Source organism: Pseudomonas sp. MWU13-2105 (genome assembly GCF_023242315.1).
In the GTDB taxonomy this organism is placed as follows: domain Bacteria; phylum Pseudomonadota; class Gammaproteobacteria; order Pseudomonadales; family Pseudomonadaceae; genus Aquipseudomonas.
Map to the genome: position 1 here is coordinate 349,910 of NZ_JALLIY010000001.1, position 17,479 is coordinate 367,388.

Below are 17,479 nucleotides of genomic sequence, written 5' to 3' on the forward strand. Positions count from 1 at the left end.
AGGCACCTGGTTTTACGACTGCTGCGCAGTCGAACGGGGGCAAGCCCCCTCGCCACAGTAGCTCTAACCCATAGACTGTTTAAAGGAGTAACACCATGATTCCAGTAATCCTCTCAGGTGGTAGCGGCTCACGTCTTTGGCCACTCTCGCGCAAGCAGTTTCCCAAGCAATTCCTCGCCCTCACCGGCAAGGAAACGCTGTTCCAGCAAACCCTGGAACGCCTGGTATTCGACGGCATGGAAAGCCCGATCGTGGTCTGCAACCTCGACCACCGTTTTATCGTCAACGAACAGCTGCGCAACCGTCAGCTCAGCACCCAGCGCATCCTGATGGAGCCCTTCGGCCGCAACACCGCACCGGCCGTGGCCCTGACCGCGATGCTGCTGGTCAACGAAGGCCGCGACGAACTGATGCTGGTGCTCCCGGCCGACCACGTGCTCGACGACCAGAAAGCCCTGCAACGCGCCCTGGCCCTGGCCACCGTGGCCGCCGAGCGCGGTGAAATGGTGTTGTTCGGCGTGCCGGCGACCAAACCGGAAACCGGCTACGGCTACATCAAGTCGAGCAACGATGCGCTGCTGCCGGAAGGCGTCAGCCGGGTCTCGCAATTCGTCGAGAAACCCGATGAAAAACGCGCCACCGAGTTCGTCGAAGCCGGCGGTTACTTCTGGAACAGCGGCATGTTCCTGTTCCGTGCCAGCCGCTTCCTCGAAGAACTGAAAAAGCACGACCCGGACATCTACGACACCTGCCTGCTGACCCTGGAGCGCAGTACCCAGGACGGTGACAGCGTGACCCTCGACGAAGCCACCTTCGCCCAGTGCCCGGACAACTCCATCGACTACGCGGTGATGGAAAAGACCCAACGCGCCTGCGTGGTGCCCCTGAGCGCCGGCTGGAGCGACGTCGGCTGCTGGTCATCGTTGTGGGACGTGCATGAAAAGGACGAAAACGGCAACGTCAGCAAAGGCGACGTGGTGATCCAGGACAGCCACAACTGCATGATCCACGGCAACGGCAAACTGGTCTCGGTGATCGGCCTGGATGACATAGTCGTGGTCGAAACCAAGGACGCGATGATGATCGCCCACAAAGACAAGGTCCAGGGCGTGAAACAGATGGTCAACACCCTCAACGCCCAGGGTCGCAGCGAAACCCAGAACCACTGCGAGGTCTACCGGCCCTGGGGTTCCTATGACTCGGTGGACATGGGCGGGCGCTTCCAGGTCAAGCACATCTCGGTAAAGCCGGGGGCCTGCCTGTCGTTGCAGATGCACCACCACCGCGCCGAACACTGGATCGTGGTCAGCGGCACCGCCGAAGTGACCTGCGACGACAACGTGTTCCTGCTCTGCGAGAACCAGTCCACCTACATCCCGATTGCCTCGGTGCACCGCCTGCGCAACCCGGGCAAGATCCCGTTGGAGATCATCGAAGTGCAGTCCGGCAGCTACCTGGGCGAAGACGATATCGAGCGCTTTGAAGATGTCTATGGCCGTTCGACTGCGGTTGAACAGGAGGTCGTGAAAAACATCGCCCAGTAAACTACAGTGTTCCACTCACCCCCGCCCCACTGGCTGCGTACCCCCTATCCGCAGCAGGTGGGTGCGGGGGTGTTTTTTTCCGGGGATACCTTTCCTGAACTCTGTTTTCGGACTAAAACACCCCTTGAAACCAGCTTTTCAAGCGTCCAAAAAAAGTTGGCGGCGAAGCGTTAAAACGCTCATATTCATGGTTTAGCGTGTACACAAGGTAGGCAATATTGTCGGCATTATCGTCCACTAGGGGCGGCTTTTCTTGGATGTACTTCAAGCTACCTCAGAGACTCACCGATGTATCTTGGAATCTCCCAAGTCCAGCCCACAACACTTATCTGTGGCGATAGACACTATTGAAAGTTTGACCAAGCAGTATAGCAGATATTGCAATATCTATCGGCATTATGCTTCCAAGCCCCACAACATTGAAAGCCTGCTTTTCCGCCAAAACATAATCATCATCCAAGCAGTAAAAATCCTTGGTCGCAGCACCGACACCTAAAAATCTATTGACATCAGAAAGATGACTCGCCTCGCGAATAACAGCAGACACTCTATTTGAAGTTTAATATGCAAAAACTCATCATTAATAAATATATGCCCCAACAAATAATTTTTATTAATCCAAGCTACACTTTTCTGATCCCCACCCCCTCTTACAAATTTCCCTCTACCAAACCCAGTATTATGGTACTGCCGCAGCAACCCCTCTGTCTTCCCCCATGCATTGATGATGGTCGGGTGTTCTTGTGTGTGTGTTCCGGACCAAAAAAACTTCTCAAGACAGGCGTACTTAAATCAGATCGGTTATATAACATCCAACGGGCTTCCTGCAGCACAAGTGGTGCCTCGTACAATGCATCGGCGAGCGCGGCTCGCTCAGGCGAAACAAAATTATCTAGACCATGAGCGGCTACCGTTTCATTACGCTTCGCCGCATATTGATAAATATCCTGCCCCTCGGGTATAGCACGGGGTGGAGAGTGCCTAAAATATTTTAGCTTCCGATCGTCCTCTCCCCACAAGCCATTTTTATCAATACCATTAACAGGATCACCCTGAACAAAAGCATATACATTCAATCCATCCATACTCCCGGCGGGATCCGGGTTGTTCCACCGCTGCAACCAGGGTACGTAATACCTGAATCCATAGTAATAAAGCCCTGCCGCATCCCGTTCCTTGCCCGAATACCGCACTGTCTTGTAACTGGCCTCCACTTCACTGCGCCCGGCAAACCAGGCTGTACCGCCATAGGGGTGATAGGTTTCCTGACTGATCACCTGCGCTTCGCTGTCCAGCTCCAGGCTGCTGGAGCCCAGATGGTCGGTGAGGTTATAGCGGTATTGATCATTGGCGATGCTGGAGGGCGGTGCCGTTTCCCAGTGCAGCACCTGCATGGCACTGCGTCCGGCCTGGACGCAGATCACCTGCAACACTTCGCCAGTGCCTTTGCGGGTGCGGATTTCCAGGCCAGGTAAGTAGCGGACCTCCGATATCAGAGAACGGGCCTTGGTCTGCGTAGACCTGACTTTACGTCGCCGCAAACCATCGCCACCGTAAAAATACAACTCAAGATCATCGTCAGAACTCTCACGCTCAACCGGTCGCACCTCGCGCAACTGATTACGCAGATCCCAACTCATCGCCTGCCCCGGTTGCAGGGCCAGAAGGTTGCCATTGCCATCAAAAGCGACGGCAATTTCATCCTCGGTCGGGGGCCGGTCATTGTGCCCTGGCAGGCAGCGATTGCTATAGCGCGCCGCCGTCAGCTTGCGACTGTGGCTTTGCGGGCCGACATGGACCAGCTCCAGCAAGTTGCCGCCCGCGTCGTAGTGATAGGTTTGAACAAGCTGATCGCCATCGCCGAACAAGCTGATCCGCTCGCCGGCATCGACACTGAGTGAGTTCAGTACCTTTTCTGACAACGAATAACGATTGATCAGGTTGGCCGGTGTTGTCGCATCTTCGGCACTGAGCGCCCACAACCTGGGGTCCCATTGCTCGACCAGGCGTCCCATGGCGTCATAGGCGCTGCGGTTGACCCGCTCTTCGGCTTGCGCCGTCGCGACGGAGCGGCAGTAAGCAACCGAGCGCACGGCGAGCCCGCGAGGATCAATGACCGCCAGCGTCGGTGTATGAGTATGAAGGCCGCCCGTCAGTCTCGACATGGCTCAGGCTCTGAGTAGGAGGCGTCAACCTAGTAATCACCCAATCCGCCGTGTTGGCTACTGTCAGAAATGACAGGTCCGATAGATGGTATTGAAAACACCGCGCAACTTGTGGGAGCCGGCTTGCCGGCGATGGCGCAGGGATAAGCACCGCAAGGCTCAAGGACCTCATCGCCAGCGAGCCGGCGCCTAAAGGAACCGTGTTCGGCCTTGGCTAACGGGCATCGTGCCCAGCGTCGGAACTGGCCGAAGGCACGCGACGCCCGCTACTTTGAGGTGTTTTCATGAAGTCAAACGATAAGGGTATGCGGATAGGCGTGCAGCGCCCCGTCGTGCGTTACCAGGCTGATCCCCTCGACCAGCGCTTGGGCCACCATGATGCGGTCAAACGGGTCACGATGATGATTCTCCAGGGCGCCGACAGCCAGCCCGTGCTCGGAAGTGATAGGCAGTTCAAGATAGCCCGCCCCCAACAACGCCTTACGCAGCACACCTGGAATCATGCCGGTGCGCTCAGCGCCTTTAATGGTCAGTTCCCACAGGCTGGCCGCGCTGAAATACAGGGTATTGGCCTCATCGTCGATCAACTGGGCCGCAGTCTTGGATAGCTTGACGTCATCGGTAGCCGCCCAGATCAGGATATGAGTATCGAGCAATAGCCTCATGCCTTGCCCTCGAACAGGTCCGCGATCTCAGCATCCAGGGCATCCGAAGCCTCAGCGTTGAAAGTTACACCGGCTAGCATTCCGCGCCGCTTGGGGGCGGTGATTGGGACCAGCTTGGCGACGGGTATGCCGGCCTTGGCGATGATGATGGTTTCCCCACCCGCTGCTGCATCGACAAGCTGCGAGAAATGCGTCTTGGCCGCATGGATATTGTGGGTCTGCATGTTGTTGCCCCCCATGGATGGATTGAGGCCTCAAGCTTAGTCCAGGGTATGGACTAAAGATAGAGTCACTCCCCATTTATTCGTACCGCCGCTGGTTGGCAGCGGCATCAGCGAAGACTATTCCCTTTCACTTGACTGAAATTTCCTAGAAAATCCCAACCCGTTGCGCCTGTCGGGACCGGCGACTAGTCTGCATGTGTCACCGCAAATTCGGTGATACGGACGTGCAAGTCCGGACCGACAAAAGGCGCGCGACGCCAACTACTTCCAGGCGTTTTTTTATGCCCGAAATAGTGTGTTATGGCGGCCGTGCGCGGGAGATCTTCGGGATCTGCCGGGTTTACCTTTTGCCCCGGTCTTGCACACCTGCGTACGGCCGCCACCCTCATTCGCGTGCAAGCGAACGGTGACGGTCCCCACTTATCAAAAGGGATACACCATGTTCAAGATCACCCCCAATCCGCCTGTCGCGGAAGACCTCGCTTCCCCGGCATTCCGGCTCGCCGCCGAGCGCGCCTTCGCTCATTATGAACTGCCGCCGACGCGCATTCGGCCTCAGAAAAATCAAACCCGCAACATCGAAGAAACCCTGCTCCATATCTACGAAATCCTCCAGAGTGCTTCGGCTACCGCCTATGAGTCGGCGGACAATCTCCAGGGCTCGCAGCGCAAACTCGCCCTGGGCGCCGTGCACCTGATCGATATGGCCCAACAGGAAATGGATGGGCTACTCGAAGAGCAACACACGGCCACTGCCTGATGGACTGACCCGCTCCCGTACCACCGTACGATTGAAGACCGGGCGACAATGGACCGCGTGAACCTCTATTATTTCAGGACGATAGGTTTCGATCGCCTGGAAGACCTCCTCTGTATAGGAACTTACTCCGGGCGGAACATAGATAATGTCGTACTGTTGAGTAGGTAACGACGTATCTCCCTCTTCAGCAAAGGTCAATCGATAGCGCGTCCGCCTCGAAATTGCCATAACGCACCCGGCTCAGATAGCACTGGGCACCAAAGTCGCGCGGGGTATCGGCGGGCATCCCGGCGTGGTCTTCGCCAGCGTACTCATAGAGGATATGTTCGCCGTGGGCGTTGAGGCTTTCTTCCAGCAGCCACTCGCCGACCCGCAGGTGATCCTCCAGGTCGGTACTGCGTGACGAGCTGTTGATCCCGTACAGGTGCAAGGTGCCGTCGGTGCCGTGGACCAGCCAGAACCCTGGAAAGTCATCCGCCGAACGCCAATGCTCGATGCGCTCGAACGCGCCTTCGATCCGTGGAAAATAACGCGAGACCTGGTACTCCGTGTCCAGCTCCAGCTCTTGATAAGAGCGCCTAGGCGTACGGATGATCGCCCCGGCGGCATCGCGCTCGGCCATCCAGACCATGCCGTCGGGACCGAGCATGACATCCTCATCGGTGTAATCCGGCACGCCCTTGCTGGTGCGTCGCGCCACGCAGCCCAGCGACAGTACCCAGCCGATACCGAACAGGCTGTTACCGACGCTGCTGCCATAACCGAGTGTCAGCGGCGGGGCGAAACCGCGTCCGGGCGAGATCGGCAACGGCAGGTCAAAGGACGCCTTGCCGCTGGAACCGACCTCGCCCCAGCCTTTACCGATGCTCTGGATGGCTCCGCCGCCCTTGGGCAGCGACGGCGGCGTGATGCTGAAGCTTTCTTGTTGGTCCATCGCCGGGCTCCAAGCGGGTCTGCTGGGAGCTAATGTGGACGCAATACGGAGGATCGAGCTACTGTCAGAAATGACAGTTTTTTAGTGATAAACGAAATAAGAAAACATCGAACGGGGCATATCCCACCCCCTCAAGACATTAGCGTGAGTTAATTAGTAAATATTATCTTCCGACAATCAAGGCCAAAACGCTCATCTCACATACGATTTCAGCCAGTAATTCATTGAATTCATTTAAAAATATATTTAATACGAGCGTTCCACCGGACCCCAATCGACTGTGATATCACTTTGACACCCGTCATTTCTGACAGGTTACACTGGATCACATTTGACGTTGAATACCCCCCAACACAGAAACAGGGCGGCAAGGTATTGAGCATGAAAGGGACGAACACAGTTATCGAGATAAAAACTCGACAAGCGTTCAGGGCGGAGCTGGGCAGCCTTGAGGTTCCGTTGATCCGACCCCGCCCGGCCGTGGTGCTGGTCTACAGCCGCCACTGTCCGTCGTGCGAAAGGCTCAAACCCCTGCTCGAGGCCCTGGTTGCGGGCCCCTACCGGGAACGGGTGGCGTTTTATCAGATCAGCTATCCGATCTTCAAACTGTTCCAGCCGGAGATCAAGATCGAGTACGTGCCGGCCTTGTTCTTCCTTGATGCCCATGGCACCCAGAGCCACATGTACGGCACGCAAAAGGATGAGATCAAGAAGGGCCTGGATACGCTCCTTTTTGTCTCGGACGGGGTATTCTCGGAGGTCTTCGACTCTCAATCCCAAGCCCACTAAGGAAGTGCCATGCCCGTTGCCCTGATCACCGGATGTTCCAGCGGCATCGGCCGCGCCTTGGCGGATGTGTTCAAGCAGGCGGGTTACGAGGTCTGGGCCTCGGCGCGTCGGGCCGAGGATGTGGCGGCGCTGGCCGACGCCGGCTTCACCGCGGTAAAGCTTGACGTGAATGATGGCGAGACCCTGCGGCGGCTGGGCGAACGCATCAACCAGCAGAGCGGCGGCCTCGATGTGCTGATCAACAACGCCGGCTACGGCGCCATGGGGCCGCTGCTCGACGGCGGGGTAGAGGCGATGCGCCGGCAGTTCGAAACCAATGTGTTCTCCATTGTCGGGGTGACCCGGGCGATGCTCCCGGTATTGCGCCGCAGCCGAGGCCTGGTGGTAAATATCGGCAGCGTCTCCGGGGTGCTGGTGACGCCGTTCGCCGGGGCCTATTGCGCCTCCAAGGCGGCGGTGCATGCCTTGAGCGATGCCCTGCGCATGGAGCTGGCGCCATTCGCGATCCGGGTGATGGAAGTACAACCCGGGGCTATCGATACCCGCTTTGCCAAAAACGCCGGGCATGAAGCCGAGCAGTTGATTGGCGAACAATCGCCCTGGTGGCCGCTGCGCGAAGGTATTCGGGCGCGGGCCAACGCCTCGCAGAACAATCCGACGCCGGCCGTCAGCGTGGCCGCCGACGTGCTCAAGGCCGTGCGGCAAACCCGGCCGCCGCGCCTGTTGCGCCTGGGCAATGGCAGTCGGGCACTGCCATTGATGGCCTGGTTGTTGCCCAAGGGCTTGCTGGAAAAAGTGCTGATGAAGCGGTTTGGCTTGAACGCACACCTGTAGCAAGCGGCCAGCAAGCAATGCCGTTCACTTGAGCCTGAACACCTACCTCAATGTGGGAGCGGTGCTTGCCCGCGAAGAACGATGACGCGGTGTACCTGAAAAACCGCGGCGCTCCTTTCGCGGGCAAGCACCGCTCCCACAAATGATCTTGCGCTGTCCAGATTGAACATTTTCAAGGGAACGAGATTGCGCTCAGGCATGGTCCTTCATGAAGTCGATGAACACCCGGACTTTCAACGGCAGGTGCCGGGTGTCCGGGTACAGCGCGTAGATCCCCTGCTCGACAAAGCAGTAGTCGTTCAACAAGCGGCACAGGCGCCCGCTCTCCAGATCCTCACGTACCAGCCAATCCGGCAGAATCGCCACCCCCTGTCCCGCCAGGGCAAAGCCAAGCAGCACCGAGGAGTTGTCAGCGACGATGCGTGACTGCTCGACGCCGGGTCGAAAGAAAAACTGCTCGCCACTCGTCACATGGGTCAGGCCAAGATCCCCCAGCCGTCGATGCACCAGGCTCTGCACCTGTTGCAAGGCCTCGAAGGTGTGCAATTCGCCACCAGGCAATCCGGCGACAAAACCCGGCGAGGCCACGGCAAAGATCTTGAAGGTGGCGAGTTGCGTGGCCCGATGATTGGAATCGGACACCTGACCCAACCGGAGCGCCACATCGAAACGCTCCGAGATCAGATCGGCGTGGGTCGAGGAGGTCGACAGATGCACCTTCAACTCCGGGTGAATCTGCCGGAACAGTTCCAGCGCCGGCACCACTTTGGCCAAGGCATATTCCACCGTGGTGGTGATCCGTAGCGTGCCGCGCAGTTGCGTGTGCTCCGAACGCGCTTCGTCGATCGCCAGCCGGGCCTGTTCCAGCATGCTCAGGCAACGGCCATAAAAGCGCTCGCCAGCTTCGGTCAGGGCCAGGCGCCGGGTGTTGCGCGCCAACAGGGTCACACCCAGCTCAGCCTCCAGGCGCTTGAGGGTGAAGCTGATCACGGCGCGGGTTTGCCCCAGTCGTTCGGCGGCGGCGGTCAACGAACCGGCCTCGACCACGGTCTTGAAGGTTTCGAAACGATCCAGGCTGACCAAAGGTCCCCACCTCTATTGTCAAAATAATTTTGACAAACTAGCAGCCAAATCGCGGTTTCCCAAACAACGGTGGCGACCTAACCTGTCGCCACAAGGAGAATCCGCATGAACGATAAAGCGCTGTACCTCAATGAAGTGATCGAAACCCTTACAGCCATCGAACAGTGGTTTTCCGGAGCCATGGCGGACAACGCGCTGGAGTCGTTGCTGGCACGGTTCTCGGAGACCTTTTCCATGGTCACGCCCACTGGCAGACAACTGGACAAAGCGGGGTTGGGCGAATTGTTTAGCAGTGCGGGCGGACACCGACCGGGTTGTGTCATTACCCTCGGAGAGCTTGAAGTGATTGCATTGCATGAAGCCGGCGCCGTAGTTCGTTATCGCGAATGGCAGGCTGATGACACCGGTACGCCTACCGATCGGCTGGCCACGGCGGTGTTTGAAAAACAGCCGGGTGGACAGGTGCTATGGCGGCATTTGCACGAGACCTTCACTCAGGCCTGAAAGACGAACCTTGCAAATATCGTCTCGACCGCTACTCCGCCACCGCGCCCAACGCGGTCACCTGCAGGCGCTGGCTTGCCAGCGATGGGCCCTCGAGCCTTGCATCTGTCTTGCGGACGCCATCGCCGGCAAGCCGGCTCCCACGCAGGTTTGTGTTTCAGGCCTGACTGAGCATTGTCAGTTCGTGACGACGCCAGGTCGCGCATCCAACACCGAATCCACCCAGCGCTGAGCCAACTCGATCAGGTGCACAACCCCCATCGCCACCTGGCGGTTGGAACCGGTCTGGTTGTCGGCGTGTTCACAGGCCGTGGCCACTGCCGATTGCAGGACGGAGTAGGCGTTGACGAGGGCGTCTTCGCGGCTTCTGCTCTCGGGGAGACGGTAAAGCGACGAGCTGCTAAACCCGGTCACTGAATTGGCAGTAACGAAATCAAGCCTAGCCGCGCAATCAGGCACAAACAAGCGCGCGGGATTTTCTAGGAAATTTCACTCAATGGAAAGCGAGTTGTCTTGCTGGCCGAGCTTGTCCCGAGGCTTTGGGCGCCCGCAAGGCCCCTCGCCGCTTGTCGGAACTGTCATTTCTGACAGTAGCGACGAGGCTTGGCTTGGGATCAGGCTTGGAGCGCCTGGAAAGGGAATTTCGTGGTTTTTCAGGTCAACCCTGAGCGAACGACTCGATACGACCTCGAAAGGAGAGCTGAAATGAGCACCCAATTCGATACCAATGAAGAAGAAATCATTACCTGGCTTTGCCTCAGCACCAAGTGAGACCAACTACTCCCCCACCGCCTTAACAATCACCGTACACGTAATCCCCGCCGCCAGCAGCACCCCGTCCGGCACCTGATCGATATGAATCCGCACCGGCACCCGCTGGGCCAGGCGCACCCAGTTGAAGGTCGGGTTCACATCGGCGATCAGTTCACGACTCTCCGGGTTATCACGGTCGTAGATCCCCCGCGAGATACTCTCCACATGCCCCTTGAGCACCTGCCCGCTCATCAGTTGCATATCCGCCGGATCACCCACCTTCAAATGCGGCAGCTTGGTCTCTTCAAAGAAGCCATAGACCCAGAACGAGTTCATATCGACCACCGCCATCTTCGCCTCGCCGATCCGCGCATAGTCGCCGCGATGCACATTGAGGTTGGTGACATAACCGTCCACTGCCGCCCGCACTTCGGTGCGCGCCAGGTTCAACTGCGCAGCCTCCAGCTGTGCCTGGGCCTGCTGGTAATCAGCCAGGGCCGCATCCGCGGTGTTGCTGGCGTCATCACGGCTTTCCTTGGAGATCACCAGGTTATCCAGGTCCGCACGGCGATGGGCATTGAGCTTGCGCATCTCCCAGGTCGCCTTGCGCGAGTCCACCAGCGACTGCGCCTGCTTGACCGCAATACGGTAGTGCTCGGGGTCGATGCGCATCAGCAGGTCGCCCTTCTTCACTACTTGGTTATCGCGCACCGGCACCTCCACCACTTCACCGGTGACGTCCGCCGCGACATTGATGATGTCGGCGCGCACCCGGCCGTCGCGGGTCCAGGGGGTTTCCATGTACTGCACCCAGAGGAACCGGCCGATGCAGATCGCAAGGGCCAGGACCAGCAAGGTGGCGATCAGGCTGAACAGCTTTTTCATCAGGTCGTTCTCAACGGTAGACAGTGAGCGCCAAGGCGCCGAACAAGCAGCAGAACAGGCTCAGGCGCAGCAGCGCCGGGTGCCAGAAGAAGCGGTACAGGTCATGGCTGGCGATAAAGCGGTCCAGCGCCCAGCCCAACCCCGCCGCGATCAGGAACATCAAGGTCATGGTCGGCATGTACACACCATGGAAGGCCACTTCACGGGGCATGGGGATTTCCTTGTGGACGGCCCAGGTCGGCCAGCGGTGATTGCGGGTCCAGCAACGAGGTGCGGATAAAGTGCAGGTAGCTTTGCACCCGGCGCAGGGCCGAGGTGTCGAAGTGCCGGGCAAAGGGTTCGTCGGTGGCCTGGACCCGGCTGATGGCATGGTCCACCGCCACCAGCCCACGCTCCAGGTTGCTCGCGTTGGGCTGGATGAACAGGCGCACCAGCGCCCGGCCCATGACCCGGATCGACTGGCGCCACGGCTGCGATTCGGCATACGCCGGGTGCACCGGCAAGATCGCCTGTTCCTTGCGCAGCTCGATAATCGCGTGGCCGACTTCCAGCACCACGAACATCCAGCGCAACAACTGGCTCTGCACTTTCGGTTGCCCGGCGGCCAGGCCGTAGGCCTGGTGCAGCAGGTCGCGGGTGCCGCTTTCGAAGGTCGAACCGAGGCCCTTGAGCTTGCCGCTGATGGCGAACACCACCTGTTCGCGCAGGTCCTGTTCCAGGCGCCGCCACAGCCAGCGGCTGTTGGGCGGCAGGATGATCGCCCCGGCCGCCGCGCAGACCAGCATGCCTAGGACCATGCCGATGTAGTCGTTGATAAAGCTGTAGGGGTTGTAGATGGTCAGGTTGTCCGGCACCGAACCGATACTGAAGAAGATCAACAGGCCCAGGCCGATACCGGCATACCGCGGCCGCGAAGCGAGAAAGGCACCGAGCACGATCACCGGCGCGAGCATCAGGCAGAGCAGCGGGAAGCCGTCGATCCGGGGAAACACGAAGAACATCTCGACAAAGCCGATCACCGCGCCGAGCAGGGTGCCGCAGGCCATCTGGAAGGCCATGCGCTTGGGGTTCGGGGTGGCGGCGGAAAGCCCCACGGTGGCGGCCGAGACCAGGGTCATGGTCACCCCGCTCGGCCAGGCGGTCGCCACCCAATAGCTGCCGAGCACGATCAGGATGAACGCGGCGCGAATCCCCGAGGCCGAGGCGGCGAACCAGTTGGTTTTCGGCACATAGGGCTCGTCCCACTGTTCGCGTTCGTGGTGGTGATCGGCCAGGGACGCATGGGTCAAAGCGTAGCTGTGCAGTTCCTCGACAAAGCGATAGAGCAGCTCGTAGGCGGTGTGAAAATCCAGCAGGTCGGCTTCGCTCGGCTCACTTTCCTGGAAACTCGCCCGCAGGCTACGCACCCGCTCCGGCAGGCCCTGTTTGTAATCGGCCAGGCGGATCGCCAGGCGCTGCGCGTCGGCGTCGGTCAGGGCCCGCCCGGCAAAGTCGTCGAGCAGTTCGCCGAGGCTCGGAAAACCCGGTTCGATGGCCGCCAGCACCTCGACCCGGCCCCGGCTGCGCAGGCGCTCAAGTAACTGGTGCAAGGCGTTGAAGCGGGTGGTCAAGGTCATGAATTCGCTGTTCAGGCGGTTCAGCCGACCATTGCGCCGACGCATGTGCGGGTCTTCGAACACGGTGACGCTGCGCAACCCTTCAAGGCCCACCGCCTGGGCGATAAAGCCGACGTTGGCGGCCTCGAAGGCGGTCTGCGGGTGGCTGCCACGCAGGCCGGTACTGACAAACCCGGCGAACACCCCGAAACGCTGGTAGAGCGCATTACGCATGGCGGCGCTGGAGGTTTGCGGCAGGATCGCGGCACTGATCAGGGTCGAACAGAGAATCCCCAGGGAGATTTCCAGTACCCGCCACACCGCCGCCATAAACGCCCCTTCCGGGTGGGCCAGGGCCGGCAGGCCGACCATCGCGGCGGTGTAGCCGGCGAGCACGAAGCCGTAGGCGCGAAAGTTGCGGTTGCGTTGCGCGCCGGCCGAGCAGAGGCCGACCCAGATCGCCAATGCGCCGAGGAACAGTTCGGTGTACTGGGCGAACAGGGCGATCAGCGCCACCATCACCGCGGAACCGGCCAGGGTACCGAGGAAGCGGTAGAAGCTCTTGGCGAACACGTGGCCGCTCTGCGGCTGCATGACGATAAACACGGTGATCATCGCCGTACGCGGCTGCGGCAACTCCAGGCGCATGGCCAGCCACAGGGTGAGGAACGCGGCGGCCAGGACCTTGAAGATATAGATCCAGGTCACGCCGTCGCTACGGGCCCAGTCGAAGAAACCACGACGCCATTCCAGGGAGTACAGCCAGCGCACCGGGGCGGGCAAGGGAGTCATGACGCGGTTCTCAGTGATCGAAGGCGGCCAGCACGGCCGGGGGTTTGTTCGCCAGGGTACGGCTCTCGGCCGGTACGTCGTTGCCCGCGCCCAGCCCGCCACCCAGTTCGGTGACCAGTTCGGCATGGGCACTCAGGCGCGCGGCCTGGACCTGCTGCTCGATCTGCTGCTGGTGAAACAGCAGGGTCTGGGCATTGAGCACATTGAGGTAGTCGGTCAGGCCACGCTGATAGGCGATCATCGCGATGTCGTAGGTTTTCTGCGCCGAGGCCACGGACTCGGCGGCGAACACCTGCTGTTTGTCCAGCGACTCGCGGCGGATCAACTGGTCGGAAATGCCCTTGAGGGCATTGACCAGGGTCTGGTTGTACTTCGCCACGGCGAGGTCATAACCGGCCGCCGCTTCGCCCAGTTCAGCGCGCAGGCGACCGCCGTCGAAGATCGGCAGGGACAGTGCCGGGCCGACGCCGTAGTTGAATTTCTTGCCGGTGAGAAACTCCAGCAGGCCGCCGCCGGTGGCCATGTAGCCGAGGTTGCCGACCAGGTCGACATTGGGATAGAAACCGGCATGGGCGACATCGATGCCCCGGGCCTGGGCCGCCACTTGCCAGCGGCTGGCGACCACGTCCGGGCGCTGGCCGAGCAGTTGCGCAGGCAGTGCCGAAGGCAGTTTCAAGGCCGTGTGCAGGGACAGCGCCGGTCGTTGCAGGCGCGCGCCCTCGCCCGGGCCGACGCCGGCCAGGGCCGCCAGCTGGTTGCGGCTCAGGGCGATCTCCTCGTCCAGCGCGTCGATCTGGCGATGGGTTTCCGGCAGCGGCGTCTCGGCCTGGCTGACTTCGAAATGGGTGCCGAGGCCGCCGTTCAGGCGTTTTTGCGCCAGATCGAGAATCTGCATCTGCTGCTTGAGGGTGGCTTCGACGATATCGCGCTCGGCGTAATGCAAGGACAGCTGGATATAGGCGCGCACAATGCTGTTCTGCAATTCGAGGCGGGCCTGGCGCGCTTCGGCGACGCTCATATGCGCCAGGTCGACAGCCCGTTCGCTGGCGTTGCTTTCGCGGCCCCAGAGGTCCAGGGAATAGCTCAGGCCGAGCCCGGCGTTATTGTCCCAGGTGGTGCTACCCGCCAGTTCGCCAGGGCCGTAGAACTGGTCGTTGGCCCAGTTGTGCCGTTTGAGCGCGGCGTCACCCTTGATCTGCACGGACTCGGCCGACTCGGCCAGCCCCGCCAGGGCCCGGGCCTGGCGCACCCGGGCGGCGGCCATGGCCAGGCTCGGGCTGCCCTGCACGGCGCGCTCGATCCACTGGTCGAGCTGACGGTCGCCATAGGCCTGCCACCATTGGGCGACGGGCCAGTGGGCGTCGCGCTCGGCACCGCGGATCGCTTCATCGGTGAGCAGGGTGTTGGCCGCGAGGGTCTGACCTTGCGGGGCAATACCTCCGGTTCCGATGCAGCCGCTGATAGCCAAGGATAAAGCCCAAACACTGAGAGTCTTCAGCTCTCTGCTGATGCGACGCGGCACTGCTGCAAATTCCTGGGGTGGGGAAAAAAGCGGTTTCCTGTGGGCACGGTGTTGGGCATGACACCACTCCGTAGGAGCCGGCTTGCCGGCGATAGCGTCCGCAAGGTCGGTGCGAGGCTCACGGGCCTCATCGCCGGCAAGCCGGCTCCTACAGGGTTACGGGGTGTTCTTGAGAGCGGAGGTGCACACAGGTCGGGGCAATTCTAGAGGGCGGCCTGTCAGGCGATAAGATGGCCTTTCTGTGAAGCTTTGTTACCGTAAACGCGATAATCCCTTGGTCGTATGCCCAGCACCCCGTTACTTCGTGTCACAATTTACCGTCACCCCAGAGAGCACTCCATGGACACTTTGCAAAATATGCGCGCTTTCAGTTGCGTGGCCGAAGCCGGCAGCTTCACCGCCGCCGCCGTGCAGCTGGACACCACGACGGCCAACGTCTCGCGCGCGGTCTCGGCTCTTGAGGCCCACCTGCAAACCCGCCTGCTCAACCGCACCACCCGGCGCATCGCCCTGACCGAGGCCGGCAAGCGTTACCTGCTGCGCTGCGGGCAGATCCTGGCCTATGTCGAGGAGGCCGAAGCCGAGGCCAGCGACGCCCATGCGCGCCCGGCCGGGCAGTTGAAGGTGCACTCGATGACCGGGGTCGGCCAGCATTTCGTCATCGATGCCATTGCTCGCTACCGCAAGACCCACCCTGACGTGACCTTCGACCTGACCCTGGCTAACCGCGTGCCGGACCTGCTCGACGAGGGTTATGACGTGTCCATCGTGCTGGCCAGCGAGTTGCCGGACTCGGGGTTTGTCTCGCAGCGCCTGGGGATCACCTACAGCATCGTCTGTGCCTCGCCGGCCTATGTGAAAGCCAACGGTGGCGCGCAGCGGCCCAGCGACCTGCTCAACCATGCCTGCCTGCGCCTGGTGAGCCCGGTGATCGCCCTGGACCGCTGGGCCTTCGATGGCCCGGATGGCCAGGAGGCAGTGAACATCGCCACCTCGCCGTTCCTGGTCAACTCCGCCGATGCGATGAAGGCGGCGATCATCAGCGGCATGGGCGTCGGCGTGTTGCCGGTGTATGCGGCCATCGAAGGGCTGCGCAACGGCAGTTTGGTGCGGATGATGCCCAGCTACCGCTCGCAGGAGCTGAACGTGTATGCGATCTACCCGTCGCGCCAGTACCTGGATGCCAAGATCAAGACCTGGGTCGAGCACCTGCGCGGTACCTTGCCGGAAATCCTTGCGGGCCATCAGGCCGAATTGGCGGCGTATGAGCTGAAAAGCGTGCGTATCGCCAACTGAGCTCATCAGCACCAGCCAGGCCGCCATCGCCGGCAAGCCAGCTCCCACAGGGGTTTGTGACTCCACGGAAGTACAATCCGGCGCACAACTCCGGCGAAAAATGATAGCGTGCTTGGCATTCCCGCCGTTCGATGAGCCCTGCGATGAAAAAAACCGTACTCGCCTTCAGCCGCGTCACCCCTGCCATGGTCGAACAACTGCGCCAGGATTTCGAGGTGATAGTCCCGGATCCCAAGCTCGGTGATCTCAACACCCAGTTCGACGAAGCCCTGCCCCACGCCCACGGCCTGATCGGCGTCGGTCGCAAGCTTGGCCGCGCCCAGTTGGAAAACGCCGGCAAGCTCGAAGTGGTCTCCAGCGTCTCGGTCGGCTACGACAACTACGACGTGGCCTATTTCAACGAACGCGGGATCATGCTCACCAACACCCCCGACGTGCTCACCGAAAGCACCGCCGACCTCGGCTTCGCCCTGCTCATGAGCAGCGCCCGCCGCGTCGCCGAGCTCGACGCCTGGACCAAGGCCGGGGAGTGGAAGGCCAGCGTCGGCCCGGCGCTGTTCGGCGGCGATGTGCACGGCAAGACCCTGGGCATCGTCGGCATGGGTAATATCGGCGCGGCCGTGGCCCGGCGTGGCCATCTCGGCTTCAACATGCCGATTCTCTACAGCGGCAACAGCCGCAAGCCGGAACTCGAACAGCAACTCGGCGCGCAGTTGCGCAGTCTCGACGCGCTGCTCGCCGAAGCCGACTTCGTGGTGCTGGTGGTGCCCTTGAGCGACAAGACCCGCCACCTGATCAGCCAGCGCGAACTGGGCCTGATGAAGTCGGACGCGATCCTGATCAATATCTCCCGTGGCCCGGTGGTGGACGAACCGGCGCTGATCCAGGCCCTGCAAAACGGTACCATCCGTGGCGCCGGGCTGGACGTCTATGAGAAGGAACCGCTGGCCGAGTCGCCGTTGTTCCAACTGAAGAACGCCGTGACCCTGCCGCATATCGGCTCGGCCACCCACGAAACCCGTGAAGCCATGGCCAATCGGGCGCTGGCCAACCTGCGCAGCGCCTTGCTCGGCGAGCGACCACGCGACCTGGTCAATCCGCAGGTCTGGAAAGGCTGAGCCGCCGGATCGGGCC

General features: G+C 60.8%; 16 protein-coding genes and 1 pseudogene. 7 read left to right on the forward strand and 10 right to left on the reverse strand.

The genetic code is table 11. The annotated features are described in order from the left end of the window. Positions 1-95: 95 nt before the first annotated feature. A complete protein-coding gene (locus tag M5B96_RS01640; RefSeq protein WP_248794763.1) occupies positions 96-1,544 on the forward strand; it encodes a mannose-1-phosphate guanylyltransferase/mannose-6-phosphate isomerase in 1,449 nt (482 codons plus the stop codon). A 650-nt stretch (positions 1,545-2,194) separates the two neighbouring features. On the opposite strand, the gene M5B96_RS01645 is transcribed toward M5B96_RS01640, so the two are convergent. The 3 genes from M5B96_RS01645 to M5B96_RS01655 form a co-directional block, all read right to left on the reverse strand. Then, complete coding sequence (locus M5B96_RS01645) at positions 2,195-3,709, reverse strand: RHS repeat-associated core domain-containing protein (protein ID WP_318654820.1); 1,515 nt, start codon at positions 3,707-3,709, stop codon at positions 2,195-2,197. Positions 3,710-3,999: 290 nt separating this feature from the next. Next, positions 4,000-4,374, reverse strand: a complete 375-nt coding sequence (locus M5B96_RS01650; RefSeq protein ID WP_248794764.1) for a type II toxin-antitoxin system VapC family toxin — start codon at positions 4,372-4,374, stop codon at positions 4,000-4,002. After that, the gene (locus M5B96_RS01655; protein WP_248794765.1) at positions 4,371-4,598 is read right to left on the reverse strand and encodes a type II toxin-antitoxin system Phd/YefM family antitoxin; all 228 of its coding nucleotides are present in this window, start codon (positions 4,596-4,598) and stop codon (positions 4,371-4,373) included. Before M5B96_RS01655 ends, M5B96_RS01650 begins: the two co-directional genes overlap by 4 nt. A gap of 439 nt (positions 4,599-5,037) precedes the next feature. Here M5B96_RS01655 and M5B96_RS01660 point away from each other — a divergent pair, with 439 nt between their 5' ends. After that, on the forward strand, positions 5,038-5,358 hold the full coding sequence (locus M5B96_RS01660; RefSeq protein ID WP_248794766.1) for a DUF6124 family protein: 321 nt from the start codon (positions 5,038-5,040) through the stop codon (positions 5,356-5,358). Positions 5,359-5,563: 205 nt separating this feature from the next. On the opposite strand, the pseudogene M5B96_RS01665 reads toward M5B96_RS01660, so the two are convergent. Next, positions 5,564-6,292, reverse strand: a pseudogene (locus M5B96_RS01665) (SpvB/TcaC N-terminal domain-containing protein); the annotation flags it as partial. A 381-nt stretch (positions 6,293-6,673) separates the two neighbouring features. On the opposite strand from M5B96_RS01665, the gene M5B96_RS01670 reads away from it, so the two are divergent. Then, positions 6,674-7,081 (forward strand): thioredoxin domain-containing protein, encoded by a 408-nt coding sequence (locus M5B96_RS01670; protein WP_248794767.1) that lies wholly within the window; start codon positions 6,674-6,676, stop codon positions 7,079-7,081. A gap of 9 nt (positions 7,082-7,090) precedes the next feature. Further along, the gene (locus tag M5B96_RS01675; RefSeq protein WP_248794768.1) at positions 7,091-7,915 is read left to right on the forward strand and encodes an SDR family oxidoreductase; all 825 of its coding nucleotides are present in this window, start codon (positions 7,091-7,093) and stop codon (positions 7,913-7,915) included. A 192-nt stretch (positions 7,916-8,107) separates the two neighbouring features. On the opposite strand, the gene M5B96_RS01680 is transcribed toward M5B96_RS01675, so the two are convergent. Then, positions 8,108-8,998, reverse strand: coding sequence for a LysR family transcriptional regulator (locus M5B96_RS01680; RefSeq protein WP_248794769.1), 891 nt, complete (start codon positions 8,996-8,998; stop codon positions 8,108-8,110). A 105-nt stretch (positions 8,999-9,103) separates the two neighbouring features. On the opposite strand from M5B96_RS01680, the gene M5B96_RS01685 reads away from it, so the two are divergent. Continuing rightward, positions 9,104-9,502, forward strand: coding sequence for a DUF4440 domain-containing protein (locus tag M5B96_RS01685; protein WP_191485605.1), 399 nt, complete (start codon positions 9,104-9,106; stop codon positions 9,500-9,502). 177 nt (positions 9,503-9,679) lie between these two features. On the opposite strand, the gene M5B96_RS01690 is transcribed toward M5B96_RS01685, so the two are convergent. The 5 genes from M5B96_RS01690 to M5B96_RS01710 form a co-directional block, all read right to left on the reverse strand. Then, complete coding sequence (locus M5B96_RS01690) at positions 9,680-9,916, reverse strand: DUF6124 family protein (protein WP_248794770.1); 237 nt, start codon at positions 9,914-9,916, stop codon at positions 9,680-9,682. Positions 9,917-10,279: 363 nt separating this feature from the next. Next, positions 10,280-11,140: an HlyD family secretion protein gene (locus tag M5B96_RS01695; protein ID WP_248794771.1), complete on the reverse strand. Its 861-nt coding sequence runs from the start codon at positions 11,138-11,140 to the stop codon at positions 10,280-10,282. A gap of 10 nt (positions 11,141-11,150) precedes the next feature. Then, the gene (locus tag M5B96_RS01700) at positions 11,151-11,351 is read right to left on the reverse strand and encodes a DUF1656 domain-containing protein (RefSeq protein ID WP_191485610.1); all 201 of its coding nucleotides are present in this window, start codon (positions 11,349-11,351) and stop codon (positions 11,151-11,153) included. Continuing rightward, positions 11,341-13,527: an FUSC family protein gene (locus M5B96_RS01705; protein ID WP_248794772.1), complete on the reverse strand. Its 2,187-nt coding sequence runs from the start codon at positions 13,525-13,527 to the stop codon at positions 11,341-11,343. Before M5B96_RS01705 ends, M5B96_RS01700 begins: the two co-directional genes overlap by 11 nt. Positions 13,528-13,537: 10 nt before the next feature. After that, positions 13,538-15,049, reverse strand: a complete 1,512-nt coding sequence (locus M5B96_RS01710) for an efflux transporter outer membrane subunit (protein WP_248794773.1) — start codon at positions 15,047-15,049, stop codon at positions 13,538-13,540. Positions 15,050-15,388: 339 nt separating this feature from the next. On the opposite strand from M5B96_RS01710, the gene M5B96_RS01715 reads away from it, so the two are divergent. Beyond that, the gene (locus M5B96_RS01715; RefSeq protein ID WP_248794774.1) at positions 15,389-16,345 is read left to right on the forward strand and encodes a LysR family transcriptional regulator; all 957 of its coding nucleotides are present in this window, start codon (positions 15,389-15,391) and stop codon (positions 16,343-16,345) included. A gap of 143 nt (positions 16,346-16,488) precedes the next feature. Then, positions 16,489-17,463, forward strand: a complete 975-nt coding sequence (locus tag M5B96_RS01720; protein ID WP_248794775.1) for a 2-hydroxyacid dehydrogenase — start codon at positions 16,489-16,491, stop codon at positions 17,461-17,463. The last annotated feature ends 16 nt before the right edge of the window (positions 17,464-17,479 follow it).